The organism is Fulverythrobacter ferritrahens (assembly GCF_020539485.1).
Lineage (GTDB): Bacteria > Pseudomonadota > Alphaproteobacteria > Sphingomonadales > Sphingomonadaceae > Andeanibacterium > Andeanibacterium ferritrahens.
Genome location: NZ_JACDXU010000003.1, coordinates 184689 through 207330 on the forward strand (window position 1 = coordinate 184689; position 22642 = coordinate 207330).

26 protein-coding genes, 1 tRNA gene, 1 other RNA gene and 1 pseudogene are annotated in these 22642 nt (G+C 62.4%); 15 read left to right on the top strand and 14 right to left on the bottom strand.

What is annotated here, in order from left to right; all coding sequences use genetic code 11:
- The first annotated feature begins 36 nt into the window (after positions 1-36).
- A complete protein-coding gene (locus tag H0274_RS12970; RefSeq protein WP_226795920.1) occupies positions 37-654 on the top strand; it encodes a nuclear transport factor 2 family protein in 618 nt (205 codons plus the stop codon).
- A 31-nt stretch (positions 655-685) separates the two neighbouring features.
- Here H0274_RS12970 and arr read toward each other — a convergent pair whose 3' ends face one another.
- Both arr and der read right to left on the bottom strand, forming a co-directional pair.
- Positions 686-1102, bottom strand: coding sequence for an NAD(+)--rifampin ADP-ribosyltransferase (gene arr / locus H0274_RS12975; RefSeq protein WP_226795921.1), 417 nt, complete (start codon positions 1100-1102; stop codon positions 686-688).
- Between the two features lie 488 nt (positions 1103-1590).
- Positions 1591-2985 carry a ribosome biogenesis GTPase Der gene (gene der, locus H0274_RS12980; protein WP_226795922.1) on the bottom strand — a complete coding sequence of 465 codons (1395 nt, stop codon included), beginning with the start codon at positions 2983-2985 and terminating at the stop codon, positions 1591-1593.
- Positions 2986-3101: 116 nt separating this feature from the next.
- Here der and H0274_RS12985 point away from each other — a divergent pair, with 116 nt between their 5' ends.
- On the top strand, positions 3102-3737 hold the full coding sequence (locus H0274_RS12985) for a CHAP domain-containing protein (protein ID WP_226795923.1): 636 nt from the start codon (positions 3102-3104) through the stop codon (positions 3735-3737).
- Between the two features lie 14 nt (positions 3738-3751).
- On the opposite strand, the gene H0274_RS12990 is transcribed toward H0274_RS12985, so the two are convergent.
- Complete coding sequence (locus H0274_RS12990) at positions 3752-4060, bottom strand: DUF3297 family protein (RefSeq protein WP_226795924.1); 309 nt, start codon at positions 4058-4060, stop codon at positions 3752-3754.
- Between the two features lie 198 nt (positions 4061-4258).
- Here H0274_RS12990 and H0274_RS12995 point away from each other — a divergent pair.
- Together H0274_RS12995 and tig are read left to right on the top strand one after the other, a co-directional pair.
- Positions 4259-4343: transfer RNA gene (locus tag H0274_RS12995), tRNA-Leu, on the top strand.
- 58 nt (positions 4344-4401) lie between these two features.
- Entirely contained in the window at positions 4402-5970 is a 1569-nt protein-coding gene (tig, locus tag H0274_RS13000; RefSeq protein ID WP_226795925.1) for a trigger factor, read from the top strand.
- Between the two features lie 117 nt (positions 5971-6087).
- On the opposite strand, the gene H0274_RS13005 is transcribed toward tig, so the two are convergent.
- Positions 6088-7026, bottom strand: coding sequence for a hypothetical protein (locus H0274_RS13005; protein ID WP_226795926.1), 939 nt, complete (start codon positions 7024-7026; stop codon positions 6088-6090).
- A 273-nt stretch (positions 7027-7299) separates the two neighbouring features.
- On the opposite strand from H0274_RS13005, the gene H0274_RS13010 reads away from it, so the two are divergent.
- The 3 genes from H0274_RS13010 (at position 7300) to H0274_RS13020 (ending at position 9713) form a co-directional block, all read left to right on the top strand.
- Positions 7300-8004, top strand: a complete 705-nt coding sequence (locus tag H0274_RS13010; protein ID WP_226795927.1) for an ATP-dependent Clp protease proteolytic subunit — start codon at positions 7300-7302, stop codon at positions 8002-8004.
- 194 nt (positions 8005-8198) lie between these two features.
- The gene (gene clpX / locus H0274_RS13015) at positions 8199-9467 is read left to right on the top strand and encodes an ATP-dependent Clp protease ATP-binding subunit ClpX (RefSeq protein WP_226795928.1); all 1269 of its coding nucleotides are present in this window, start codon (positions 8199-8201) and stop codon (positions 9465-9467) included.
- Positions 9468-9713 carry a hypothetical protein gene (locus H0274_RS13020; RefSeq protein WP_226795929.1) on the top strand — a complete coding sequence of 82 codons (246 nt, stop codon included), beginning with the start codon at positions 9468-9470 and terminating at the stop codon, positions 9711-9713. It abuts the gene before it with no gap.
- 77 nt (positions 9714-9790) lie between these two features.
- On the opposite strand, the gene H0274_RS13025 is transcribed toward H0274_RS13020, so the two are convergent.
- From H0274_RS13025 to H0274_RS13045, 5 genes are all read right to left on the bottom strand, one after another.
- The gene (locus H0274_RS13025) at positions 9791-10279 is read right to left on the bottom strand and encodes a GFA family protein (RefSeq protein ID WP_226795930.1); all 489 of its coding nucleotides are present in this window, start codon (positions 10277-10279) and stop codon (positions 9791-9793) included.
- The gene (locus H0274_RS13030; protein WP_226795931.1) at positions 10276-11244 is read right to left on the bottom strand and encodes a cation diffusion facilitator family transporter; all 969 of its coding nucleotides are present in this window, start codon (positions 11242-11244) and stop codon (positions 10276-10278) included. Before H0274_RS13030 ends, H0274_RS13025 begins: the two co-directional genes overlap by 4 nt.
- A 5-nt stretch (positions 11245-11249) precedes the next feature.
- Complete coding sequence (gene mtgA, locus H0274_RS13035) at positions 11250-11921, bottom strand: monofunctional biosynthetic peptidoglycan transglycosylase (RefSeq protein WP_226795932.1); 672 nt, start codon at positions 11919-11921, stop codon at positions 11250-11252.
- A gap of 133 nt (positions 11922-12054) precedes the next feature.
- Entirely contained in the window at positions 12055-12972 is a 918-nt protein-coding gene (rpoH, locus tag H0274_RS13040; RefSeq protein WP_226795933.1) for an RNA polymerase sigma factor RpoH, read from the bottom strand.
- A gap of 134 nt (positions 12973-13106) precedes the next feature.
- On the bottom strand, positions 13107-14054 hold the full coding sequence (locus tag H0274_RS13045) for an RluA family pseudouridine synthase (protein WP_226795934.1): 948 nt from the start codon (positions 14052-14054) through the stop codon (positions 13107-13109).
- Positions 14055-14164: 110 nt separating this feature from the next.
- Between H0274_RS13045 and H0274_RS13050 the strand changes: the two genes are divergently transcribed.
- The 6 genes from H0274_RS13050 (at position 14165) to rnpB (ending at position 17163) form a co-directional block, all read left to right on the top strand.
- Positions 14165-14392 carry an AbrB/MazE/SpoVT family DNA-binding domain-containing protein gene (locus H0274_RS13050; protein WP_226795935.1) on the top strand — a complete coding sequence of 76 codons (228 nt, stop codon included), beginning with the start codon at positions 14165-14167 and terminating at the stop codon, positions 14390-14392.
- Between the two features lie 5 nt (positions 14393-14397).
- Positions 14398-14787, top strand: a complete 390-nt coding sequence (locus H0274_RS13055; protein WP_226795936.1) for a type II toxin-antitoxin system death-on-curing family toxin — start codon at positions 14398-14400, stop codon at positions 14785-14787.
- Positions 14771-15196: a M67 family metallopeptidase gene (locus H0274_RS13060; protein ID WP_226795937.1), complete on the top strand. Its 426-nt coding sequence runs from the start codon at positions 14771-14773 to the stop codon at positions 15194-15196. The genes H0274_RS13055 and H0274_RS13060 overlap by 17 nt, the downstream gene beginning before the upstream one ends.
- A 155-nt stretch (positions 15197-15351) precedes the next feature.
- Positions 15352-15993: a histidine phosphotransferase family protein gene (locus H0274_RS13065; RefSeq protein WP_226795938.1), complete on the top strand. Its 642-nt coding sequence runs from the start codon at positions 15352-15354 to the stop codon at positions 15991-15993.
- 106 nt (positions 15994-16099) lie between these two features.
- Positions 16100-16735, top strand: a complete 636-nt coding sequence (locus tag H0274_RS13070) for an N-acetylmuramoyl-L-alanine amidase (RefSeq protein WP_226796160.1) — start codon at positions 16100-16102, stop codon at positions 16733-16735.
- 6 nt (positions 16736-16741) lie between these two features.
- An RNA gene (gene rnpB, locus H0274_RS13075) (RNase P RNA component class A) lies at positions 16742-17163 on the top strand.
- On the opposite strand, the gene H0274_RS13080 is transcribed toward rnpB, so the two are convergent.
- The 3 genes from H0274_RS13080 to H0274_RS13090 all read right to left on the bottom strand — a co-directional run bounded on the left by H0274_RS13080 (position 17164) and on the right by H0274_RS13090 (position 20126).
- Positions 17164-17994 carry a proline dehydrogenase family protein gene (locus H0274_RS13080; RefSeq protein ID WP_226795939.1) on the bottom strand — a complete coding sequence of 277 codons (831 nt, stop codon included), beginning with the start codon at positions 17992-17994 and terminating at the stop codon, positions 17164-17166.
- The gene (locus H0274_RS13085) at positions 17991-19112 is read right to left on the bottom strand and encodes a GNAT family N-acetyltransferase (RefSeq protein ID WP_226795940.1); all 1122 of its coding nucleotides are present in this window, start codon (positions 19110-19112) and stop codon (positions 17991-17993) included. The genes H0274_RS13080 and H0274_RS13085 overlap by 4 nt, the downstream gene beginning before the upstream one ends.
- A gap of 195 nt (positions 19113-19307) precedes the next feature.
- Positions 19308-20126 carry a metallophosphoesterase family protein gene (locus H0274_RS13090; protein WP_319018265.1) on the bottom strand — a complete coding sequence of 273 codons (819 nt, stop codon included), beginning with the start codon at positions 20124-20126 and terminating at the stop codon, positions 19308-19310.
- 326 nt (positions 20127-20452) lie between these two features.
- On the opposite strand from H0274_RS13090, the gene H0274_RS13095 reads away from it, so the two are divergent.
- Entirely contained in the window at positions 20453-21211 is a 759-nt protein-coding gene (locus H0274_RS13095; RefSeq protein ID WP_226795942.1) for a TorF family putative porin, read from the top strand.
- A gap of 117 nt (positions 21212-21328) precedes the next feature.
- On the opposite strand, the gene H0274_RS15710 is transcribed toward H0274_RS13095, so the two are convergent.
- Both H0274_RS15710 and H0274_RS13105 read right to left on the bottom strand, forming a co-directional pair.
- Positions 21329-21544 (bottom strand): VHL beta domain-containing protein, encoded by a 216-nt coding sequence (locus H0274_RS15710; RefSeq protein WP_226796161.1) that lies wholly within the window; start codon positions 21542-21544, stop codon positions 21329-21331.
- Positions 21528-22127: pseudogene (locus H0274_RS13105) on the bottom strand (SIMPL domain-containing protein); the annotation flags it as partial. The pseudogene H0274_RS13105 and the gene H0274_RS15710, both read right to left, overlap by 17 nt.
- 84 nt (positions 22128-22211) lie before the next feature.
- Between H0274_RS13105 and H0274_RS13110 the strand changes: the two are divergent.
- Positions 22212-22640, top strand: coding sequence for a VOC family protein (locus tag H0274_RS13110; RefSeq protein ID WP_226795943.1), 429 nt, complete (start codon positions 22212-22214; stop codon positions 22638-22640).
- Positions 22641-22642: the final 2 nt, after the last annotated feature.

Consider the following 22642-nt stretch of genomic DNA (forward strand, 5'->3'; position numbering starts at 1 on the left):
TCGCCCTAGTGCGGCTCTGTGGGAGAGGAATCGAAAATGGATTGCGAAGCGGAAATCCGCGCGCTGAAAGAGCGGCTGGCGGCAGTTGAAAAGCGTGCCCAGGCCGCCGAAGACCATCTGGCCATCGCCAATCTCCAGCGGATCTATGGCTATTATGTCGACAAGAGCCAGTGGGATCACGCGGCCGATCTCTTCGCGCGCGATGCCACGCTGGAAATAAACGGGCGCGGCAAGTTCTTCGGGCATGAGCGCATCCGCGAATATATGCTCCATTTCGGGCCGCCGCCGCCGGGTCTGCTGATGAATCATATCCAGTTGCAGCCGGTTATCCATGTCTCCGACGATGGGCAGCGCGGCCAATGCCGCTTGCGCGCCCTGATCCAGGTCGGTCGCATGGGCGGCGAGGCGATGTGGGGCGAATGCCTGTATGAGAATGAATATGTGAAGGAAGACGGCGTGTGGAAAATCGCCGTGCTCAAATCATGGCAGAGCTTCTACACCGATTTCGACAAGGGCTGGGCGCAGCATGCCATGCCACTGCTGATGGATTTCGACGATCTGGCGCCGGATGAGAAGACCGAGCCCTATCCGGTGTTCCCGGATTATTTCCTGCCGCCCTATCACTATCGCAATCCGGTGAGCGGGCGGGAATAGCGCGCCCATTCCCGCCTAACTCCGGGGTGGTTCAGTCGATGATTACATTGGCGCCGTCCGCCTTCAGGCGGGCGAGGCCGTCCAGCATCTGCTGCACCACCTCGGGCGGATGGCCCTGCCAGTTCGTAACCTCCGCAATGATCCGCAGCGGATCGCGGGAGCGATAGGACATGGTAGGGTTGCCGGGGAACTTCTTGTCGGTGAGGTTGGGATCATCGACAATGGGCCCGGTTGGCTCCACCACATAGATCCGCTGCGGCCCCGCCCCTGCGGACAGTTCCGCGCCCCAGATCGCCGCATCCAGCGTCGCAGCGAAATAGACCCATGAAAGCGGTGCGGCTTCAGTGAAGTTGGACTGGTATCCCACGGCGATCAGATCGCCGATTTGGAGATCGGCACGCGTCCCGTGGAAGAAGGATTGGACGAATTGGCTGGCGGAAGCTGACATGGTTCAGGCCCTTCATTGCGAATCGCGGGCCGGTTTATTGGCACGGCCCCCCCCGATTGACGCAATCCTGGTCTCGGGTTAGACAATTCTGGTGGCGAGATGGTGCGTTGGGATTCTCGCCTTCAGGTGTCGGAGATTCCCGACCATTCGCTCGTCGTAAGCTTCGTAATCAGCCCAACATCCGCTCGTCCTGAGCTTGTCGAAGGACGCGTGAAACGTGAATTCTGGGCAGGAATTATTGCCGGGCTATTTCGCGGTGCGGAAGCGATTGAGCAGAAATCCGGGCAATGGGCGCGACGTCTCCTTCGACAAGCTCAGGATGAGCGGACGTGGAGGATGTCAGCATTCGGGTCATTGACCCGCTTTAGTGACCGCGCTGATCGATCATTTCGGCTGGTTCGGCACGCCGCAGACCAGCATCGACGGCAAGCGCCTGCTGGCATCGCAGTAATGGTGCTGGGCCTGTTCTTGGCGCGGAACTAGCGGAATCAATCCTTCGCGAAGGGGCTCTTGGAACTGCGCAGGGTCAGGCGCACCGGCACCGAACCGAAGCCCAGTTCGCGGCGGATGCCGTTCACCAGATAGCGGCGATAGCTTTCAGGCAGATTTTCGAGCCGCGATCCGAAGATGACGAAGCTGGGCGGGCGCGTCTTGATCTGGGTGATGTAACGCATCTTGATCCGCTTGCCGCCGGGGGCGGGCGGGGGATTGGCGGTCAGCGCATCGTCGAACCAGCGGTTGAGCGCGGCGGTAGGCACGCGCTTGGACCAGGTTTCGCGCAGTTCGAAGGCGGCACCGATGAGCGTATCCAGACCCTTGCCGGTGCGGGCGGAGACGGAGAACAGCGGCACGCCCTTCACCTGCGCCAGCCCTTCATTCAGCGCCTCGCGAATGCCGTTATAAAGGGCGGAGGGATCTTCGGCCACGTCCCACTTATTGATCGCGATCATCAGGGCGCGGCCTTCCTGCAGCACCATGTCGGCGATCTTGAGATCCTGATGCTCCAGCCCCTTGGTGGCATCCAGCAGCAGCACGACCACTTCGGCAAAGTCGATCGCATGGCGCGCATCGGCCACGGCCAGCCGCTCCAACTTCTCGACCACGCGGGCCTTCTTGCGCATGCCGGCCGTATCGATCAGGCGGACGTCGCGCGTCTCGCCCGTCTTCGGATCGCGCCATTGCCAGTCCACCGCGATCGAATCGCGGGTGATGCCCGCCTCCGGCCCGGTCAGCAGCCGGTCTTCGCCCAGCATCCGGTTGATGATGGTCGATTTGCCGGCATTCGGGCGTCCCACGATGGCCAGCTTGAGCGGCCCGGTGGGCAGTTCGTCGCCATTCTCGTCAAGCTCGGGGCCTTCCGGCTCCTCGGCCTCGGCGCCTTCAAGCAGCGGCAGCAGCGCCTCGAACAGATCGCCTAGGCCTTCGCCATGTTCGGCTGAGAAGGGAATCGGATCGCCCAGACCCAGGGAATAGCCTTCCATGATGCCCGGCTGGCTGGCCCGGCCTTCGGCCTTGTTGGCCACTACCACCACGGGAACATCCTGTTCGCGCAGCCAGCGGGCCACTTCCTCGTCCAGCGGCGTCACGCCCGCGCGGGCATCGAATACGAACAGCGCGACCGCTGCGCCTTGCACGGAAACCTCGGTCTGCGCCCGCATCCGGCCGGGCAGGCTTTCGGGATCGTCATCTTCCCAGCCGGCCGTATCCACGATGGTGAAGTCCAGCCCGAGCAGATGCGCCTCGCCAAAACGGCGATCGCGGGTGACGCCCGGCTGGTCGTCCACAAGGGCGAGCTTCTTGCCCACCAGACGGTTGAACAGAGTCGATTTGCCCACATTGGGGCGGCCGATAATGATGACCTGAGGGAGAGGTGTGCCTGCCATTTGCATCGCAGGTGGCCTGCCGCAGGGCAGATGGCAAGAGAAAGGCGCAATCCTTACCGTGTCGTTAACTATAGGGCGAAGTTTTCCGATAACCGAGTTGTCGGAATTTGCGCCTCATGTGGGGCAAATTCTCTCAGTTCATCGCCGGTGCGGCGCTGGTCATGGTGGCCGCGCCTGCACTGGGCGAAACGGCGATCAACCCGGCGGATACCAGATCCGGCCTGGGGATCGATACGCTGCCTTATCTGCAATGCGTACCTTATGCGCGCCGGGTATCGGGCGTCCAGCTCTATGGCGATGCCTGGACCTGGTGGGATCAGGCGGAGGGGCGCTATCGGCGCGGCAACCGGCCCAAGGTGGGCGCGGTGATGGCGTTCCAGCCCCATGGCAACATGGCGCTGGGCCATGTCGCGGCCGTCAGCAAGATCGTGGACAGCCGCACCGTGCTGCTGCGCCATGCCAACTGGTCGCCCATTAATGGCCGGCGCGGCCAGATCGAGGACGACGTGCGCGCGATGGATGTTTCCCAGAATAATGACTGGAGTGCGGTGCGCGTCTGGTTCGGCCCCATCCAGTCATTGGGCAGCACGGCCTGGCCGGTGTCGGGCTTCATCTACAATGAAAAGCCGGGTGCCAGGGGCAAGGAGGTCGCGCTGGCCGCGAAATCGGAAGCTGCCCCGCGCCGCGACGTGATCGCAGAGATCATCGCCGCGAGCGAGAGCAAGGCTGCAAAGAAGAAAAGGAAGGGCTGAACGGCCCTTCGGGTTCAGTCCTTCTTCGCGACAGGAGCGTCTTCGCCCAGATCCTCGAACCAGGCCTCGACCGGGCCATTGAGCTTCACCAGCAGCGGATTGCCCTTGCGATCCACCGTGCGGCCCGCCTGAACCTTCACCCAGCCTTCGGAGATGCAATATTCGTCCACATTCGTGCGGACGGTGCCCTTGAAGCGGATGCCGATGCCGCGCTGCAGCTTTTCGGCATCGAAAAAGGGATTCGTCGGATTGATCGCCAGCCGGTCCGGCGGGACGTCCGCGCCAGTGGAAGGGGTGGTGTTCGGGGTTGTTTCTTCGCTCATGCCGGCCTCCTAATCGCCCCTTGGGGCCCGCGCAACGCCCGATTGAAGGGCTGCATGGGCCCGTTTATGCTTGGCTTCGGTGCGAATGAGCGGCACATGCCCTCGCTTCCGCTTGCCCTTTGCGCTGCTCCCTTATAAGGGCGCTTGCCTGTTTCGCAGGTCGGCAGGCAATACCGGGCCTGCAGGCTTCGTCGGGCCGCGGGCGTGGCGGAATTGGTAGACGCGCTGGTTTTAGGTACCAGTATCGCAAGATGTGGGGGTTCGAGTCCCTTCGCCCGCACCAGTTTTGCCCGACGCGGGTTCCGGTATGAGAGAGATTTTTTGGAAGGCTACAGTCTGAAATGCAGATCGTTGAAACCAGCAATGAAGGCCTGAAGCGCGCCTATACGCTCACCATCGCGGCCAAGGATATCGCGGCCCGGATCGAGAGCGAGGTGAAGAAGATCGCCCCCCAGGTCCGCATGCCCGGCTTCCGTCCCGGCAAGGTCCCCGCCAACCTCGTGAAGAAGATGCATGGCGAGGCGCTGCATGCCGACGTGCTGAACAACACGATTCGCGAATCGGTCGATGGGCTGATCGCCGACAAGAAGCTGCGCCCCGCGCTGCAGCCGCGCGTTGAGCTGAGCGAAGGCTATGAGCAGGGCAAGGATGCCGAGCTCGCCATCGAACTGGAAGTGCTGCCGGAAATCCAGGCGCCTTCGATCGAAGGCCTGAAGCTCGAAAAGCTGGTCGTGCCCATCACGGACGAACAGGTCGACGAAGCCGTCGCCAAGATCGCCGAGAATCAGAAGAGCTATACCGACGCTCCGAAGACCAAGAAGGCCGCCGAAGGCGATCAGGTCATCATCGATTTCGTCGGCAAGCTGGACGGCGTGGAATTTGACGGCGGCAAGGCCGAAGGCGCGCCGCTGGTAATTGGCTCGGGCCAGTTCATCCCCGGTTTCGAAGACCAGCTGGTCGGCGTGAAGACCGGTGAGGAAAAGACCATCAGCGTCACCTTCCCTGAAGATTATCCGGCGGAAAACCTGAAGGGCAAGGAAGCCACTTTCGACATCACCGTTCAGCAGGTGAAGGTCGCTGGTGAAACCACGGTGGATGATGAATTCGCCAAGTCGCTCGGCCTTGAAAGCCTGGAGCAGCTCAAGGGCCTGCTGCGCGGCCAGCTGGAGCAGGAAACTGCCGGCCTGACCCGCACCGCCATGAAGCGCGCCCTGCTGGACACGCTGGCGAAGGATCACGATTTCGCGGTTCCGCCGACCATGGTGGAAGCCGAGTTCCAGCAGATCTGGAACCAGCTGATGCAGGAAGCCGCGCGCGAAGCCGATCCTGAAGCGGCCCGCAAGGAAATCGAGGACGAGAAGGAAGATTACCGTCGCATCGCCGAGCGCCGCGTGCGCCTGGGCCTGTTGCTGTCGGAAATCGGCCAGGCCAATGGCGTGGAAGTCAGCCAGCAGGAAATGCGCATGCTGATGCAGCAGGCCGCCCAGCAATATCGTCCGGAAGATCGTCAGCGCTTCGTCGACTATGTCGCGAGCGATGCGATGGCCCAGGCTCAGCTGCGCGCTCCGCTCTATGAGGACAAGGTCGTCGACTTCCTGTTCGACAAGGCCGAAGTCACCGAACGTGAAGTGACCCGCGAACAGCTGGAAGCCGCGATCGAAGCCGAAGAAGGCGAAGAAGCCGCTGCTCCCGCGCCGAAGAAGGCTCCGGCCAAGAAGGCTGCAGCCAAGAAGGACGAGGGCAAGAAGGAAGAAGCCAAGGCCGACGATGCGGCTGAGGAAGCTCCTGCCAAGAAGGCTCCGGCGAAGAAGGCCACTGCCAAGAAGGAAGCCGCCGAGGAAGCCCCGGCCGCCGAGAAGAAGCCCGCGGCCAAGAAGCCTGCCGCGAAGAAGGCTCCTGCCAAGAAATAATCGCCTTCGAGGCGTGATGAAAAGGCCGCGGGGAGCAATCCTCGCGGCCTTTTTCGTTCGTGACAGCTAGGCTTCCCCTTGGGGGGATCGGCCCTTTGGGGAGATCGGATGCCAGTTTCAGGGCTGGGCTTCAGGGCCAGTACCCGTGAGGGCCACTTCCCGAGCTAGTGCGCTTTTCACCGCAGCCACCTTGGCAATTCCGGGAATGTTGGGAACATTGGCGTAAAGGCTCTTGAGATAGGCGATATCGAAGGGGGTCAGCTCGGGCGCGTGGGTGGCATCGGGATCGAACAGGTTGAGGATCGTTCCATAGGAGGCCTGCCCCGAAACGGCGCGAGTGCGCGCAATGCCGCGCATAGTCGCATAATCGGCGAGCTGGTTCACGCTCATTCCGTCGATGGTGGCGATGTCGATCAGCACCACCGACTGGTCGATATCGAGGCGCGTCGACATGGTAATGAGCGAGTGGGAGGCTTCCGCCCGCAGAACCGGAGGGTTGACCAGATTGGCTTCCTGCCCGTCCAGCATCTTGCCGTGAAATCCCCTTACGGTAGTGACGGCCCAGGCATGGACGGGCCCTGTTTCGGCCAGCAATTCACGCCGCTCGGCGAGGGGCAGCTTCGCCAGCATCGATCCGCGTTTGTCCATCATCTTGCGAATGTCGGCTTTTCCGCTGCCCACAAATCCCACGATGAGGTTCGGGGCGCACTCGCCGGTGGAAGCCACTGCCAGGCCCAATCGCTCTGCATTATACCGGATGCGGCCCACGACCATTTCCGCAACCTCCACCGGCAGGCCCAGTACGCCCGGGCAGATTTTCGAGGAGAACAGGGCAAGCGGCTCGTTATGGAGGTTTCCTGAACGGGTGATCGACCGCGCCTGCTGGCGGACTTCATCATGGTCGGGTGCCGGATCAGGCCTGCGCGTGACCACGATCGTGTCGGCCGGATCGGCTTCATCCAGCGAAATGAGCTGGTCCAGGGGGATCGTATCGGCTTTCACGGGTGAGGACACGGCAAAGGCGGCAATGCCCGCCGCGAGGATGGGAGCAAGCATTGCCCTTGCCGGCAAGGTTCCCCGTCTGGATTCCATATCGTGTCACTCCCCCCTGTGGCCGCTATTCATCCGCACCCACTTTGCACGGCCGAGTTTGCCGGGAAAATCCCGCCGCGCAAGCAGGCCTTTGTCGCAAGAAGTCGCAGAAAATGGGACAGGGTGCGCTGACGGGGAGGGCTGACAAGGGGCGATTGTGGGTATAGCGCCTATTGCACTTGAACATCGAGCCGCCAGTCGCGACATAGGCGGTCAGTTCCAGCTTGTGAGGCATTCATGATCGACCTGTTCGGCAATATCGGCGAAACCTACGGCACTCAGGGCCAGTTCACTCGCGATCCGTTCACCGGCGCGCTGGTTCCCGTCGTGGTCGAACAGACCAGCCGGGGCGAACGCAGCTTCGACATTTTCAGCCGCCTGCTGCGCGAACGCATCGTGTTCGTCACCGGTCAGGTGGAAGACAACATGGCCTCGCTCATCGTGGCCCAGCTGCTGTTCCTTGAGAGCGAAAATCCTTCCAAGCCGATCAGCATGTATATCAACTCGCCCGGCGGCGTGGTTACGGCCGGCATGGCGATCCATGACACGATGCAATACATCAAGCCGCGCGTCAGCACGGTCTGCATCGGGCAAGCCGCGTCGATGGGCAGCTTCCTGCTCTGCGCGGGCGAGCCGGGCATGCGCATCGCACTGCCCAATGCGCGGATCATGATCCACCAGCCTTCGGGCGGCGCGCGCGGCATGGCTTCGGATATCGAAATCCAGGCCAAGGAAATCCTGCGCATCCGTTCGCGGATGAACGATCTCTATGTGAAATATACCGGCCAGCCGCTCGATGCGATCGAGAAGGCGCTGGATCGCGATACTTTCCTTGAGGCCGATGAAGCGCTGAAATTCGGCCTTGTGGACAAGGTGTTCGAGACCCGTCCCGAAACCGAAGCCACCGGCGATGAAAGCGGTTCGGGCGGCGCGCCTGAATAAGGCCGGGCCGTCAGAACCACGGGCTGCAAGGCTGTATCATTTTGGCAACCCTCCCGCTTTGGCCGTCTACAACCGGGGCTGCGCGGGCGGGTTGCATTGATTATCAAGACTTCCGGGTTACACTTGGAAGCGAATCCCTCTTGGCTTTGTCGCAGTTTCAGGGCTAGCTGAACCGGGGGATCGGGAAAGAAAGAATGACCAAGTTGAGCGGTTCCGACTCCAAGAGCACCCTTTACTGCAGCTTCTGCGGAAAGTCGCAGCATGAGGTGCGCAAGCTCATTGCCGGGCCCACGGTGTTCATCTGTGATGAATGCGTGGAGCTGTGCAATGACATCATCCGTGAAGAAACCAAGGCGGGCATCGCCGGCAAGAAGGATGGCGGCGTGCCTACGCCGCGGGAAATCTTCGCCACGCTCAACGATTATGTGATCGGGCAGGATCGCGCCAAGCGTGTCCTCTCCGTGGCGGTCCACAACCATTACAAGCGCCTGAAGCACAGCGGCAAGTCGGGCGATGTGGAGCTGGCCAAGTCGAACATCCTGCTCGTTGGCCCCACCGGTTCGGGCAAGACGCTGCTGGCACAGACGCTGGCGCGCACTTTCGACGTGCCCTTCACCATGGCGGACGCCACTACGCTGACCGAGGCCGGCTACGTGGGCGAGGATGTGGAGAACATCATCCTCAAGCTGCTGCAGGCGAGCGACTATAATGTCGAGAAGGCGCAGCAGGGCATCGTCTATATTGACGAGATCGACAAGATCACCCGCAAGGCGGAAAATCCCTCCATCACGCGCGACGTTTCGGGCGAGGGCGTGCAGCAGGCACTACTCAAGCTGATGGAAGGCACCACGGCATCCGTGCCGCCGCAGGGTGGGCGCAAGCATCCGCAGCAGGAATTCCTGCAGGTGGACACGACCAATATCCTGTTCATCTGTGGCGGTGCCTTTGCCGGGCTCGACAAGATCATTGCCGACCGCCTGGAGAAGCGCTCGATTGGCTTCGGCGCGCATGTCGCCGATCCGGAAAAGCGCAAAGTGGGCGAATTGCTCCAGATGAGCGAGCCGGAAGATCTGCTGAAGTTCGGCCTGATCCCCGAATTCGTCGGCCGTCTGCCGGTGATCGCCACGCTGAACGATCTGGACGTTCCCGCGCTGGTGCAGATCCTCAAGGAGCCCAAGAACGCGCTGGTGAAGCAGTACCAGAAGCTGTTCGAGCTCGAGGACGTGAAGCTGACCTTCACGGACGAGGCGCTGGTGGCGGTCGCGGAAAAGGCGATCAAGCGCAAGACCGGCGCACGCGGCCTGCGTTCCATCGTGGAAGGCATCCTGCTGGATACCATGTTCGATCTTCCGGGCATGGAAGGCGGGGTGACCGAAGTGGTGGTCGACAAGGACGTGGTCGAAGGCCGCAAGGAACCGGTCCGCGTTATCGGGCCGGAAAAGAAGGAAGATGAGGCGGCATAAATGCCGCCCTTCAAACTCACCAGCGTTCTACGGGTCGAATTCTACAAGCGCCATGAACGCAGGCGTGATGTGCTATGCTGCGACATCACGACCCGTCAGGGCGTGATCTCCGCGCATGAAAGGCTGTCCCACTGGGATGAGCTGATCCGCAAGCTGGAATTCCTGGGCGGCTTCGATGTGGAGTGGTTCCTCCAGCTGTCACAGCCTGAGGTCGAACGATACGTCGCGTTTGAGCGGAAAGGCTAGCTAAGCACTCCACGATCCTCCCCGTTGCAGAGCAATGGGGAGGGGGACCGCCGCCGCAGGCGGGAGTGGAGGGGTTGTCAGCCTTCCCCGGCCTTGCGTCGTTCCACCATGGCCATCAGCCGTGCGAGCCTTTCGGGCGGCAGGATGTCTGCCGGGGCGTAGCTCTGTTCGAAGGTGGGGATGCCTTCCGGGAAACTGACCCATGGCATGGCACTGGCAGTGAAGATCACGGCATCGGGCCGGAACGCGCCGGGATCGTCCAGCGTGCCGACACGCAGCCCTGCGCCCAGCCGGCCGAGACGGGGGTAATAGCTCAGTATGGCAGTGCCACATTGCGGGCAGCGGCAGATCCTGTGCGGGCCGCCGCTGCCGGCTGTCACCACATATTCGCCAAGCTCGCCCTGTGTCAGGGTGATCTGCTCGCTTTCGAAGAAGGCGTTGACCACCGAGGTCGATCCGGTCTGCCGCTGGCACAGGGTACAGTGGCAATTATTGACGAAGATCGGGTCTCCCCGCACTTCGTAACGCACCGCCCCGCAGGCGCAGCCTCCCTCCTTTGTCGTCATATTGCTCCCGCATGCAGAGTGCAGTTTTCGCCGGTTTCCACCTGCACGGTGGCGTGGTGGATGTGCCAGCGTTCGTCCAGCTCATGGGCGATTTCGTTGAGGAAGGCGTCGCCCGGATGGCCGGATGGCATCACCAGATGGGCAGTGAAGGCGGTTTCGGTGGTGCTCATCGGCCAGATATGGAGATCGTGGACCGCGCTGACGCCGGGCAGCGAGGCCAGCCAGCCGCGCACTTCGGCCTCGTCGATTCGGTCCGGCACCGCCAGTAGGCCCATCTTCACGCTGTCCTTCAGCAGGCCCCACGTACCCCAGGCGATCACGGCCACGATCACCAAGCTGGTGAGGGGGTCGATCCAGCTCTTGCCGGTCAGCACGATCAGGATGCCCGCCATCACTACGCCCACGGAAACCAGTGCGTCCGCCGCCATGTGAAGGAAGGCGCCGCGAATATTGATGTCATGCTTGCGCCCGCGCATGAACAGCAGGGCCGTGGCAGTGTTGATCACCACGCCGATCCCGGCGACCACGATCATGGTGGTGCCTTGCACTTCGGCAGGCTCCACGAAGCGGCGCAGCGTTTCGATCAGGATCGCACCGATTGCCACGAGCAGCAGCCCCGCATTGGCGAGGGCGGCCAGGATTGAGCTGGACTTGAAGCCCCAGGTGAAACGGGCGGAGGCCGGGCGGGCAGCCATGATGCTGGCGGCCCAGGCGATAAGCAGGCTCAGCACGTCAGACAGATTGTGGCCCGCATCGGCAACCAGCGCCATCGATCCCGAGAAGAAGCCGTAGATGGCCTCCACAGCCACGAAAATGCTGTTCAGCACTACGCCGATGGCAAAGGCGCGTCCGAAGTCGGCGGGGGCATGGCTGTGGCCATGTCCCGGTGCGTGGCCATGGCTGTGCCCGCTGGCGTGGCCGTGCAAGGGACTGTGCGAGTGATTATGCGAGTGATTTGCGCCCATGGCGCTCAGTCGTACACACAGGAATCGAAGCCGTCACGCCTGACCGTGCCGATCCGGGCGGCGATCGTATTGCCATAGCGGCGGGTGAAGCCTGTGGGGTTCACTACCGCCCTTTCCTTGGGCAGGGGCAGGGCCGCTGCGATGCGGGCGGCTTCCACGCGAGAGAGGCGCGCGGCGGAATGGTTGAAATAACGCTGCGCGCCTGCTTCCACGCCATAGGTGCCGATCCCCGTCTCTGCGACGTTGAGATAGACTTCCATGATCCGGCGCTTGCCCCACACGCTCTCGATCAGCACCGTAAACCAGGCTTCCAGCCCTTTGCGGAAATAGCCGCCGCCCTGCCACAGGAACACGTTCTTGGCGGTCTGCTGGCTGATGGTGGAGCCGCCGCGGATGCGCCCGCCTCTGGCATTGCGCTGGATGGCCTTCTCGATCGCTTCCTTGTCGAAGCCGTTATGGCTGCAGAACTTGCCGTCCTCCGCCGCGATCACGGCGGAAACCATGTTGCGGTCTATGCGGGAAAGCGGCTCCCAATCCTTGGTGATGCCATTGCCGTCGAGAATCATGGTCGCCGTCACCGGCGGCGGCACGATACGGTAAATCAGCACCAGCCCCACGCTCAGCACGAGGAACCACACAAAAACCATGACGAGAAAGCGCATGATCCGAACGGCCATGCGTTTCGTTTAGCGAGGTTGGTGGCGAGAGGGAATGGGGGGAAACGTCATTGCGAGCGAAGCGAAGCAATCCAGGGCCGTTGCGTCCGGGGCTCTGGATTGCTTCGAGGTTTCGCCTCTCGCAATGACGAGATCAGGCCGCAGCCAGCAGCCGCTCTCCTGCAATGCGCTGCATGGCCTTCTGAAGCTTTTCGAAGGCCCGCACCTCGATCTGGCGGATGCGTTCGCGGCTGACGTCATATTCCTGGCTGAGTTCTTCCAGCGTCCGGGGATTATCCACCAGGCGCCGCTCGGTCAGGATGTGCTTCTCACGCTCGTTGAGGCTGTCCATGGCCTCGGTCAGCATTTCATGCCGCATCTTGGCTTCTTCTGCTTCGGCCACCTGCTCGTCCTGCAGCGGGGTGTCGTCCGCCAGGAAGTCCTGCCACTGGCCGGAGCCTTCCTCGTCATTGCGCATGGAGACGTTGAGCGAGGCATCGCCGCCCATCATCATGCGCCGGTTCATGTTGATCACTTCCTGCTCGGCCACGCCGAGATCATGGGCGATCTTGGCGACGTCTTCCGGACGCAGGTCGGAATCTTCATAGGCGTCGAGGTTGCGCTTCATGCGGCGCAGGTTGAAGAACAGCTTCTTCTGCGCGGCCGTGGTGCCGATCTTCACCAGGCTCCAGCTGCGCAGGATGAATTCCTGCATGCTGGCCTTGATCCACCACATGGCATAAGTCGCTAGGCGGAAACCGCGATCGGCCTCGAACTTCTTCACGCCCTGCATCAGGCCGACATTGCCTTCGCTGATGAGGTCGGACAGAGGGAGGCCATAGCCGCGATAGCCCATGGCGATCTTGGCCACGAGCCGCAAATGGCTGGTCACGAGCTGCGCGGCAGCTTCGGGATCCTCATGTTCCTGATAGCGCTTCGCGAGCATATATTCCTGCTCGGGCGTCAGCACCGGGAACTTCTTGATTTCGGCTAGATAACGATTGAGGCTCTGTTCCCCGCTCAGAGCGGGAACGGCAAGAGCCCTCGTTTTGCCGATCTTCTGATTGCTCACTTTCCCATACCTTTCACAGTGTCGACCGATATTTTGCGGACCCCTGCTGGGCGTCCAAAAGGGAGCACGGCCACTTGCCCCCCGTTCCCCTTATATAGGGGATGAAAGCAGGAAACTCCTGCATTTCGTCGATATCAACGAGTGGTTTCGTCGATCAGTTCCCTCATATCTGCCGGTAAATCACTTTCGAACCGCAAAGTTTTTCTGGTTACCGGATGTTCAAAGCCGAGTACCGCCGCGTGCAGCGCCTGACGCTCGAAACCGAGCCGTTTGAGAAGGGGGCGCAAGGGGGCGGGAGTTCGGCCATAGACAGGATCCCCCAATAGGGCATGGCCGATTGACGCCATGTGAACGCGCACCTGATGGGTGCGCCCCGTCTCCAGCCGACATTCGACCAGCGCCGAATTATCAAGTTCTTTCAGAACCTTGTAATGCGTTGTGGCATGCTTGCCCCGGCTGGATTCGTCGGCCAGCACGGCCATCTTCTTGCGATTCGAATCGGATCGCCCGATCCGCGCATTCACCGTGCCGGAAAGGGGGCGAGGATGGCCCGCCACTAAAGCCAGATAAGCGCGCTCGATGGAATGATCCGCGAATTGCTCGGCAAGGCCGATATGAGCGGCGTCACTCTTGGCCACCACCAGCAGGCCGGACGTGTCCTTGTCGATTCGGTGGACGATACCCGGACGGGCGACTCCGCCAATGCCGGAAAGCTGGCCCCGACAATGATGGAGCAGGGCGTTGACCAGCGTGCCGTCGGGATTGCCGGCGGCCGGATGGACTACCAGCCCGGCGGGCTTGTCGATCACGATCAGGTGCTCGTCCTCGAAAATTACCGTTAACGGAATGTCCTGAGGCCGGGCCTCTGCCTCGGCAGCGGGGGGGACATCGATTGACCAGCTTGTACCTGCTGTCGGCTTGGCGGAGGCACTGGTAGCGGGCTTGCCTCCCAGGCTGACGCGCCCTTCGCCGATCAGGGCCTTGACCCGTTCGCGCGAAAGCCCGCTGGCCGCGCTCAGCGCCTTGTCCAGCCGCTCGCCGCCTGCTTCCAGCACGCCGGTAATGATGTTCTCGGCCCCCATGCCCGTGCGATATGGGGATGGGGCGGGGCTATTCCAAGGGCTCATATCAAGGCGGGTAGGGGCGGCGCGACAGTCTTGTTGTGGCGATGGCGAGGCGTTATAACACACGTATGAACACCTCGCTCAAAATCAAGAAAATCGGCAATTCCGCAGGGATCATCCTGCCCAAGGAAGTGCTGTCGCATCTCAACGCCGAGGTAGGCGAAACACTGTCACTGGTGACGACGCCGCGCGGAATCGAGCTGTCTGCGGAAGAGCCGGATTTCGAGGCACAGATGGCAGCGGCAAGGGAAGTTATGGCGCGACGCAAACGAGCTTTGCGCGAACTCGCCAAGTAGATCGCATGTCGCAAGGATGGATATGGATTGCCAGCGAAGTAGCCCTGGCGGGGCATGCCGAGCAATTGGCCGAGCATGGCGGAGCCGATGGTGTGCGCGATGCCGGCGCTCTGGAAAGCGCAATGCACCGGGCCCAAAATCTGGCAAGCTATGGTGATCCGGATGCGGCGCAGCTGGCTGCGGCCTATGCCTTCGGCATTGTGCGAAACCATCCGTTTGCCGACGGGAACAAGCGGACCGCAGCGGTTATCAGCGAAACCTTCCTGATGCTCAACGGCTATGCTCTCGTTGCGACTGATGCTGAACTTGTGGTTGCGGTGCTCTCCCTCGCCGCCGGGGAACTGAGCGAGGATGAATTGGCGGACTGGTTCAGGAACCATGTCGAAGCCATCTGATCCTTACAGTGACGTCGGGCTGGAGATTGTGCGTCCGGCTCTGGAAGCCATCATGGCCGAGGCTGCTCGTGCCGCGCCGGAGGAGGCCTGCGGCTTGCTGCTGGGCAATGATCGCCGCGTCACCGAAGCGCGCCCGACCCAGAATGTCGCGCAGGACAAGGCGCGCCATTTCGAGATCGATCCGGTCGCGCTGATCGCGGCCTATCGCGCCGTGCGAAACGGCGGGCCGCAACTGATCGGCTTTTATCATTCGCACCCCTGCGGGCCGGCGGAACCTTCAGCCACGGATCGGGAGCAGGCTGCGGGGGACGGGAAGGTATGGGCCATAGCCGGGCAGGGCGTGGTGCGTTTCTGGGTGGATCACCCGGATGGGTTCGAACCGCTTTGCTACAGGCTGGTGGAGGCGTAGTCCCGGCCCATGCACCGTCTGCCTGCCTTTCTTTCCACCGGGGATTCCGCCGGCCGCCCGGGCCTGCTAGGGCATGGTTAAAGGGTCATGGGCTATAGTCCCATGACTGTGTAACACGTGTAATATCCTTCAGCTGATCGAGCCTGAACCTGAACATGACCACTTCCCCCATCGACCTAGCCAGCCTGCTTTGTTCGCGCCTGTGCCATGACATGCTGAGCCCGGTTGGGGCGCTGTCGAACGGGTTGGAATTGCTGGCGGAAGAAAAAGACCCCGAGATGCGGGCTCGTTGCTTCGAACTGCTCGAACAGAGCGCGAAGATCAGTGCTGACAAGCTCAAGTTCTTCCGCCTCGCCTTCGGGGCGGCGGGCGGCTTTGGCGAGCGGGTGGACGTTGGCGAGGCGCGGCAGGTGATCGCCGCGCTGGCGGGCGGAAGCGGGCGCATTACACTGAACTGGGCAGTGCGCGAACCCGTGTTGCCCAAGCCGGCAGTGAAGATGCTGCTGAACCTCGCCTCCATCGGGATGGACGCACTGGTGCGCGGCGGCACGCTGGATATCGGCGCGGAAGTGAATGGCCGCGCCAGCGAGATCGCGGTGCGCGCCACTGGCCCACGCATCGCCTTTGACGAGAATATCGGGCGGGCCCTGAACGGCACGCTGCCGCCACAGGATCTCTCCAGCCGCACCGCGCCCGCCCATATGATGCATTTGCTCGCCAGCCAGGCAGGCGGCGGGGTGCAATATGCACTGGGCGAGGATGCGCTGGTGCTGGGCGCGGTGCTGCCGCAAGGTTGATTTCTGTTTCAGGGTCGGGCGGGGAGCGCGTGGGGTGAGCGACAATGAATTCGTCGATCGCGAGGCGCCTTCTCCCAATTGGAACGAGCGCAAGCTGCCCATCTCCATGGTGGTGCTCCATTACACCGGCATGCGCACCGGGGCCGAGGCGCTGGAGCGGATGTGCGATCCGGCAGCGGAGGTTTCCGCCCATTACATGATCGAGGAGGACGGCACCGTCTTCCGTCTGGTGCCGGAGGAGAAGCGCGCCTGGCATGCCGGGCGCAGTCTGTGGCGCGGGATCACCGACGTGAATTCCGCCAGTATCGGGATTGAACTGGTCAATCCCGGCCATGAATGGGGCTACCGGCCTTTTACGGAAGAGCAGATGGGCGCGCTGATCCCGTTGCTGGCCGACATCAAGGCGCGCCATGACATTCCGCGCGCCAATATTGTCGGCCATTCGGACATTGCGCCTGCCCGCAAGGACGATCCAGGCGAATTGTTCGACTGGGAAACGCTGGCCTCGCTCCATCTCGTGCTCAAGACGCCCAAGGTGACGCTGGGCTCCCCCTTCGAGAATGACGGGGCCTTCATGCTGGGGCTGGAACGCTTCGGCTATGACATCTCCGATGGCCGCGCGGCGGTGCGGGCGTTCCAGCGGCGCTGGCGCCCACGCCGGATCGATGGCGAGATAGATGGGGAACTGGGCGCGATCCTGTTCGCTTTGCTCTTGGATCGTGACCGCGGCTTGACTAGATAGGGTCTGCCAGGGGGCCGGGCAGCCGCGGCGTTTATGCGTCGAGGAAAGTCCGGGCTCCACGAAACAAGGGTGGCGGGTAACGCCCGCCGGGCGAAGGGTTTCGGCCCCCAAGCTCAGGGAAAGTGCCACAGAGAGTATACCGCCGATGGAGGGAGACCTCACAGGCAAGGGTGAAAGGGTGCGGTAAAAGCGCACCGGGGCGCTGGTAACAGGGTCCGCATGGCAAACCCCACCCGGAGCAAGACCGAATAGGGGCAACGCGCCCCGGATTCGTCCGGGGCAGGCTGGTTTCGAGCCGAGTTGCCCGGGTTGGTTGCTCGAGCCACGGAGCGATCCGTGGCCAAGATGAATGGCTGCCATTGCGGATACGGTCCGGTTTTCGGATACCGTCCGTGATACAGAACCCGGCTTACAGGCCCCCTGGCATTTTACTTCAGGCCCAGCAGATCCCGTGCCGCCCATAGCGGCAGATGCGGCCGTGCCAGCGGGCTGTTGAGCGCGTAGGGCCACCAGCCAGGCCCGAAGGGCAGATAGAGCCGCACCGGCACTCCCATGCGCTGGGCGACGGCCATGGAGCGGCGGCGGGGCAACCCGCGCAATTGCTCCAGCTCGCACGGTGTGCCGGCCTGTTCCAGCGCCGACAATGCTGCTTCGGCCAGAGCGGGATCGTGAGTGGCGATTGCTACCGGCGCCTTGCGTCCGGCCAGGCTGCGGACAAGCGCGAGATAGGCCTTGGCAACGTCCGGCACGTCGCCTTGCGGATCTGCCCATTCGCCTTTCACGATGCGGATGCGGGCGGGCCTGTTGCGGAAGTGCACCGCGTCGCCGGCGCTGCGCTGCCAGCGGGCAGGCAGGGCAATGCCCGTGCCCGGCAGGTCCGCGGCCAGGCTCAGCGTGGCATCGGCATCCTTGAGAGCATGGGCATCCAGCAGCAGGTCGATACCGGTGGCCTCTGCCTCCTTGGCAATCGCAGCGATCAGCGCATGGTCGAACCGCAAGGGTGGGGCCTTGAGCGAGAGGTAGCTGCTGCCGCCCTGTGCGCCCAGCAAGCGGGCAGCCGCAATATTCGCCGCAGCGATGGCTTCGGGTTCCGCATCGTCCGCGTGGAAATAGCCCACCGTGACCGCGCACCCCCTGCGGTTCAAGCGGGCTCCCAGCCGCGCGACATGCTCCGCATGGGATGTGGGCAGCAGGCGGCCGAGATGGCGGGGCAAGGCGTAGCGTATATGGCGCGCGCCGGCACGAAGCGAGAATGTCATTGCACGGCCCGCGCTACTCGCCTGCCGAGCCACCGGCTTGCCTCGATCAGCAGCGCACCCATGCCCACGAGGCTGAAGGGATAGGCGCGCAGCTGCATCGTCTCATGCTGGTCCCGGGTCCAGAATTCGGCGATCCAGGGTTCGACGCCGCCCATCAGCTCATAGGATTCCAGCCCTTCCCGCGCGGCCCAGCCGAGCGTGTGGAGCATCAGCAAGGTGCCGGGCGAGCATTTGCAATAGGCCTCGTCAAAGCCGATCTTGAACAGCCAGTAGCGGCCGCCGCGCACCACGGCCATCTGCATCGCCGCTGCCCGTCCGTCGATACGCAGGAAGGAGAGGCGGAATTCGCCGTTGGCACAGGCTGCCCGGAAATAGGTGCGGAAGAAATCCTCCTTTGCGCGCTGGGATGCGATGGCGGTTCCTGCCTCCTTCTTCCAGCTGCACAGTTCCACCGCCACTGCTTCGTCGAACAGGGCATCGAAACTGTCCGGCGTGGGCGAGATCACCTGATAGCTCAGCTTGCCCATCTGCTCCGCCTTGCGCGCAGCCCGGCGGAAGTCGGAACGGCGGCCAGAGTTGAAGCGGCCTTCGGGTTCGTGCCAACTCTCATCCAGGGCAATCATGGGGCAGGGGACGGCAGGACGGACGGAAAGCACGCCCTTGCCCTTCATCGCCTCTTTCATGGCCGGGATCAGAGGGGATTCGGCGGGTACCCGCTCGAACCACAGCGCGCGGGGCTGGCTGGCCAGGCGATCTGCCATCCCTCGCGCGGCGGCGGCACTTTCGCACAGGGCGTCAATCGGCTCGAATACTTCGCGCGCGCCGGCCATGCGCCAGGCGGTAAAGTGGCCGGGTGCGCGGCAGAGGGGCAGCAGTGCGCCGATCCCCTCAAGGCCGGGCGCGGTGAAAATCTCGATTGCGGTCTCCGCCAGAAGCGTGACTGCCAGGGCGGCTACGAAGGCATGGGCCTGTGTGGGCAGGGGTGCGCAGCTTTCGAGCCGTTCCCAGTCCCGCAGCAGGGCAGAATCACCGGCGATGCTGGCAAGGGGCCGCGATCCGGAGAAAACTCCGGCCAAAGCCTGCTGTTCCTGAGCTGACCCCGCGGCCTGCGCTTGCATCACAGCCATCCCTCCTGTGAGGAGCCATGTTTAATCGCCGGTGGTAAACTTTCTGCCTATGAGGGCCGGGATGCTCAGTTGCCGAACCCATCTTTCAGCCTCCGTTCGTCCTGAGCCTGTCTGAGCCTGTCGAAGGACGAACGGATATAAGTGGACTGCGGCAAATGGGCGCATCGGCCCGAAAGCTGGCTCGCCTTACTCGTCCTCGCTGCGGGGCCGTCTCCGCGCCTGCGCATCCGCCTCAGCCTGTGCCTTCGCTTCGGCCGGGGTTTCCATTTCAGCGGGCTTGTCGAGCGTGACGATGCCCTTCTTCTTCTTGACCTTGGTCTGGATCAGGCGCCGCCCGGCGCCTTCCAGTACCAGCGCGGTCAGGCGGCCGGAATTGAAGGCCCCGGTATCGATGCCGATGCGGTTGGGGCGTACTACCGCGCGTTCGGTGATGGTGTGGCCATGAACCACCACATGGGTGTGCAAATCTTCATGCGAAAGGAACGGTTCGCGAATCCAGCGCATGTCCTGCCCCTGCTGCTGCTTGAGCGGAACGCCGGGAAGGATTCCGGCATGAACGAAGGCATAATTGCCGATCACCACCAGTTCCTCGAAGGACCGGATGAAATCCAGGTCTTCGGCGGGGATGTAATGCGCCATCAGATCCTGCAGCGCGGCCAGTTCCGACTTGGTGCGCGCGCGCGGCTGGATGCCATAGCTCAGCAAGGTCTCGCGCCCGCCGAAGCGCAGGAAGTGGCGTAGCACATCGGGGCGCTTCAGGCTTTCGAGGAACATTTCCTCGTGATTGCCGGCCAGTATGTGGAGCTTGCGCGCCTTGCCCCATTCGCGTGCGCGGGCGATCACTCCAGCGCTGTCGGGGCCGCGGTCGATCAGATCGCCCAGCAGGATCACGGTGCTGCGCAGCGGGCGGCCATTGGCATCGTCCCGCTCGATGGCATCGATCAACGCTTCGAACAGGTCCAGTCGCCCGTGTATGTCGCCCACCGCATAGACACGCTCCCCCACAGGAACCGAAGGTTCCTTGTTCCCGACGGGGAGGGGAAAGAATCTGCGCAATACTTCAATCATGGTGCTGGCGACGATGTAAGGCCCACTTCGTTGACCGCAAGCGGCACTACGCTTGAGTGTCGAATCGAGGGGTCATGTGGAACAGGTGATGCTGAAAATCCACAGTAGTGCGAATTATATGTGACACTCGGCAATATGCCTTGTGCGATGCAGCATGGCTGGGCAAGTTAATTACGCAAACTGCAGGTATGCACACTTAACGATGCGACCGCAGTTTACGCAGGTGGGACGAGGCTGAAAACCAAGTTATAAGGGAACTTGCCATGCTTACGTCCGTTCGCAGCCTTCTGGCTGCTTCTGTTCTCGCCGGTGCCGCGCTGGCGGCTACTCCCGCCATGGCGCAGGACGAAGAAACCCCCATCGTCACCGTGACCGGCAATGTTGCACTGGTGACCGACTATCGTTTCCGCGGCGTTGGCCTGTCGGGCGGTGATCCGGCCATCCAGGGCGGCATCACGCTGAATACCGCTCCCGGTTTCTACGTCGGTACCTGGGCTTCCTCGCTCGCTGACAGCCCCGCCTACGGCGAAATGGAACTCGACCTTTTCGCCGGTTGGGCCGGTGAAGTGACCGACGGCCTTGGTGTCGATGTCGGCGCAACCTACTACCTCTATCCGTCGAACACCGTCGATCCGGCTGACGTTTTTGAACTCTACGCCAAGCTGAAGCCGACCGTCGGCCCGCTCGCCCTGACCTTGGGCGTTGCCTACGCTCCGAGCCAGGACTCGCTGGACTTCGGCGTCGGCCTGCCCGACGACAACCTCTACCTCTCGGCTGATGCGTCGATCGGCATTCCGTCGACCCCGATCACCGTGACCGGGCATGTCGGCTACACCGATGGCGCCATGACCTACACCGCCAACAGCAAGGCTTGGGACTACTCGATCGGCGCTTCGCTGACCGTGCTGGGCAATGTCTCGCTGGGTGTCAGCTATGTCGGCGTCGAAGCCGATGCGCCGCTGAAGGACATTTCGGGCTTCACCGACGACACCGTCGTTGGTTCGCTGAGCGTCAGCTTCTAAGCTGCTGCGGCCTTTGGGCCGCGCGGTTTTGAACCGAAAAGAAGGGGCCCGCACCGGCACTGGTGCGGGCCCTTTTCTATGTGCAGCGTAGCGCCTCCTCGACGCGGCCCGAATTATTCATGCGCGGATGGGAACCTCCGGGCAGGCGTTAGCGCAGGTAAAAATCGACTGTTGTGACCACGCGGACCTTCTTGAACGGGCTATCGGAAATGCCCCATCCGCCCTGTTCCCCGTCGCGCGCCTCAATCGAGAAATAGCCCTGGGTCGCACTCTTGATGCCGCCCACGCTGGTTCCACTATCCTTGGCGAACTGTTCTGCCGAAGCGCGCGCATCCTTCGTTGCCTCTGCCACCATTTCAGGCTTGATCGCGTTGAGCTTGGTGAAGGTGTAGGCCATGCCCGATCCTTCCTCCAGCACCACCCCGCGCCGTACCAGATCAAACTGGCGACGCACCGCGTCCTGCGCCCGCTTGATGTCATGGCTGCGCAAGCTCATGCGCTGGCGGACGGTAAATTGCGGAATCCCGTTATTATTGTTGTAGCTGGACACGTTCACCGCAGTCGGCTCCAATGCGTCCTGCGGGAAGCCCAGTTCCTTGAAGAAATCCTTGATCTGGGTAGTGTCCCGGTCAACGTCGGCCTGCGCCTCGGCAAGGTTTTGCGCGGTCGAGGAATAGGAAATCGTCCAGGTGGCGAGGTCTGCCGTGACATCGCGTTCCGCGAGGCCACGCACGGTCACTGAACGGTCCGCCGCCCTGGCGCGAGTAAGTCCGTCACCCAGCAGGTATCCGCCCACTATCAGACCCACGGCAAGGATTGTGGCGCTGCCCAACAAGAGCTTCGTATCATGCCTGTGCCAGAAAGCGGTGGCGGGGGCAGGGGTATCTTCGTTAGGGTCTTCACTCATGGCAGGCATCCTCGCTGAGTCCGGGAAGCGGACGATGAATGGATCCTACTTTGCCGATGAACCGTGTTTGAATAGCGATGAATGGAGTAAAGCGTGGTCAAATATCTCCACAGCATGATCCGGGTAACCGATCCGGACGCCACCGTGGCTTTCTTCAAGCTGCTGGGGCTGGAAGAAACGCGCCGGATGGAAAATGACAAGGGCCGCTTCACCCTGATCTTTCTCGCCGCGCCCGGTCAGGATGCCGAGGTGGAGCTGACCTATAACTGGCCGGCCGAAGGCGAAGAGGGCGAGAAGTATACCGGGGGCCGTAATTTCGGCCATCTGGCCTATCAGGTCGATAATATTTACGAGACCTGTCAGCGCCTTATGGACGCTGGAATTACCATTAACCGCCCCCCGCGGGATGGGCACATGGCGTTCATCAAGACGCCGGACGGCATTTCGGTCGAACTGCTTCAGGACGGCCATCTGGAACCGCAGGAACCCTGGGTCAGCATGGAAAATACCGGCAGCTGGTAAGC

Coding starts and splice junctions, on each gene's coding strand:
- H0274_RS12970 (WP_226795920.1), top strand. CDS start 37: ATGGATTGCGAAGCGGAAATCCGCGCGCTGAAAGAGCGGCTGGCGGCA.
- arr (WP_226795921.1), bottom strand. CDS start 1,102: ATGTCAGCTTCCGCCAGCCAATTCGTCCAATCCTTCTTCCACGGGACG.
- der (WP_226795922.1), bottom strand. CDS start 2,985: ATGGCAGGCACACCTCTCCCTCAGGTCATCATTATCGGCCGCCCCAAT.
- H0274_RS12985 (WP_226795923.1), top strand. CDS start 3,102: ATGTGGGGCAAATTCTCTCAGTTCATCGCCGGTGCGGCGCTGGTCATG.
- H0274_RS12990 (WP_226795924.1), bottom strand. CDS start 4,060: ATGAGCGAAGAAACAACCCCGAACACCACCCCTTCCACTGGCGCGGAC.
- tig (WP_226795925.1), top strand. CDS start 4,402: ATGCAGATCGTTGAAACCAGCAATGAAGGCCTGAAGCGCGCCTATACG.
- H0274_RS13005 (WP_226795926.1), bottom strand. CDS start 7,026: ATGCTTGCTCCCATCCTCGCGGCGGGCATTGCCGCCTTTGCCGTGTCC.
- H0274_RS13010 (WP_226795927.1), top strand. CDS start 7,300: ATGATCGACCTGTTCGGCAATATCGGCGAAACCTACGGCACTCAGGGC.
- clpX (WP_226795928.1), top strand. CDS start 8,199: ATGACCAAGTTGAGCGGTTCCGACTCCAAGAGCACCCTTTACTGCAGC.
- H0274_RS13020 (WP_226795929.1), top strand. CDS start 9,468: ATGCCGCCCTTCAAACTCACCAGCGTTCTACGGGTCGAATTCTACAAG.
- H0274_RS13025 (WP_226795930.1), bottom strand. CDS start 10,279: ATGACGACAAAGGAGGGAGGCTGCGCCTGCGGGGCGGTGCGTTACGAA.
- H0274_RS13030 (WP_226795931.1), bottom strand. CDS start 11,244: ATGGGCGCAAATCACTCGCATAATCACTCGCACAGTCCCTTGCACGGC.
- mtgA (WP_226795932.1), bottom strand. CDS start 11,921: ATGGCCGTTCGGATCATGCGCTTTCTCGTCATGGTTTTTGTGTGGTTC.
- H0274_RS13045 (WP_226795934.1), bottom strand. CDS start 14,054: ATGGGGGCCGAGAACATCATTACCGGCGTGCTGGAAGCAGGCGGCGAG.
- H0274_RS13050 (WP_226795935.1), top strand. CDS start 14,165: ATGAACACCTCGCTCAAAATCAAGAAAATCGGCAATTCCGCAGGGATC.
- H0274_RS13055 (WP_226795936.1), top strand. CDS start 14,398: ATGTCGCAAGGATGGATATGGATTGCCAGCGAAGTAGCCCTGGCGGGG.
- H0274_RS13060 (WP_226795937.1), top strand. CDS start 14,771: ATGTCGAAGCCATCTGATCCTTACAGTGACGTCGGGCTGGAGATTGTG.
- H0274_RS13065 (WP_226795938.1), top strand. CDS start 15,352: ATGACCACTTCCCCCATCGACCTAGCCAGCCTGCTTTGTTCGCGCCTG.
- H0274_RS13070 (WP_226796160.1), top strand. CDS start 16,100: ATGGTGGTGCTCCATTACACCGGCATGCGCACCGGGGCCGAGGCGCTG.
- H0274_RS13080 (WP_226795939.1), bottom strand. CDS start 17,994: ATGACATTCTCGCTTCGTGCCGGCGCGCGCCATATACGCTACGCCTTG.
- H0274_RS13085 (WP_226795940.1), bottom strand. CDS start 19,112: ATGCAAGCGCAGGCCGCGGGGTCAGCTCAGGAACAGCAGGCTTTGGCC.
- H0274_RS13095 (WP_226795942.1), top strand. CDS start 20,453: ATGCTTACGTCCGTTCGCAGCCTTCTGGCTGCTTCTGTTCTCGCCGGT.
- H0274_RS15710 (WP_226796161.1), bottom strand. CDS start 21,544: ATGCGCGCGCTTCGGCAGAACAGTTCGCCAAGGATAGTGGAACCAGCG.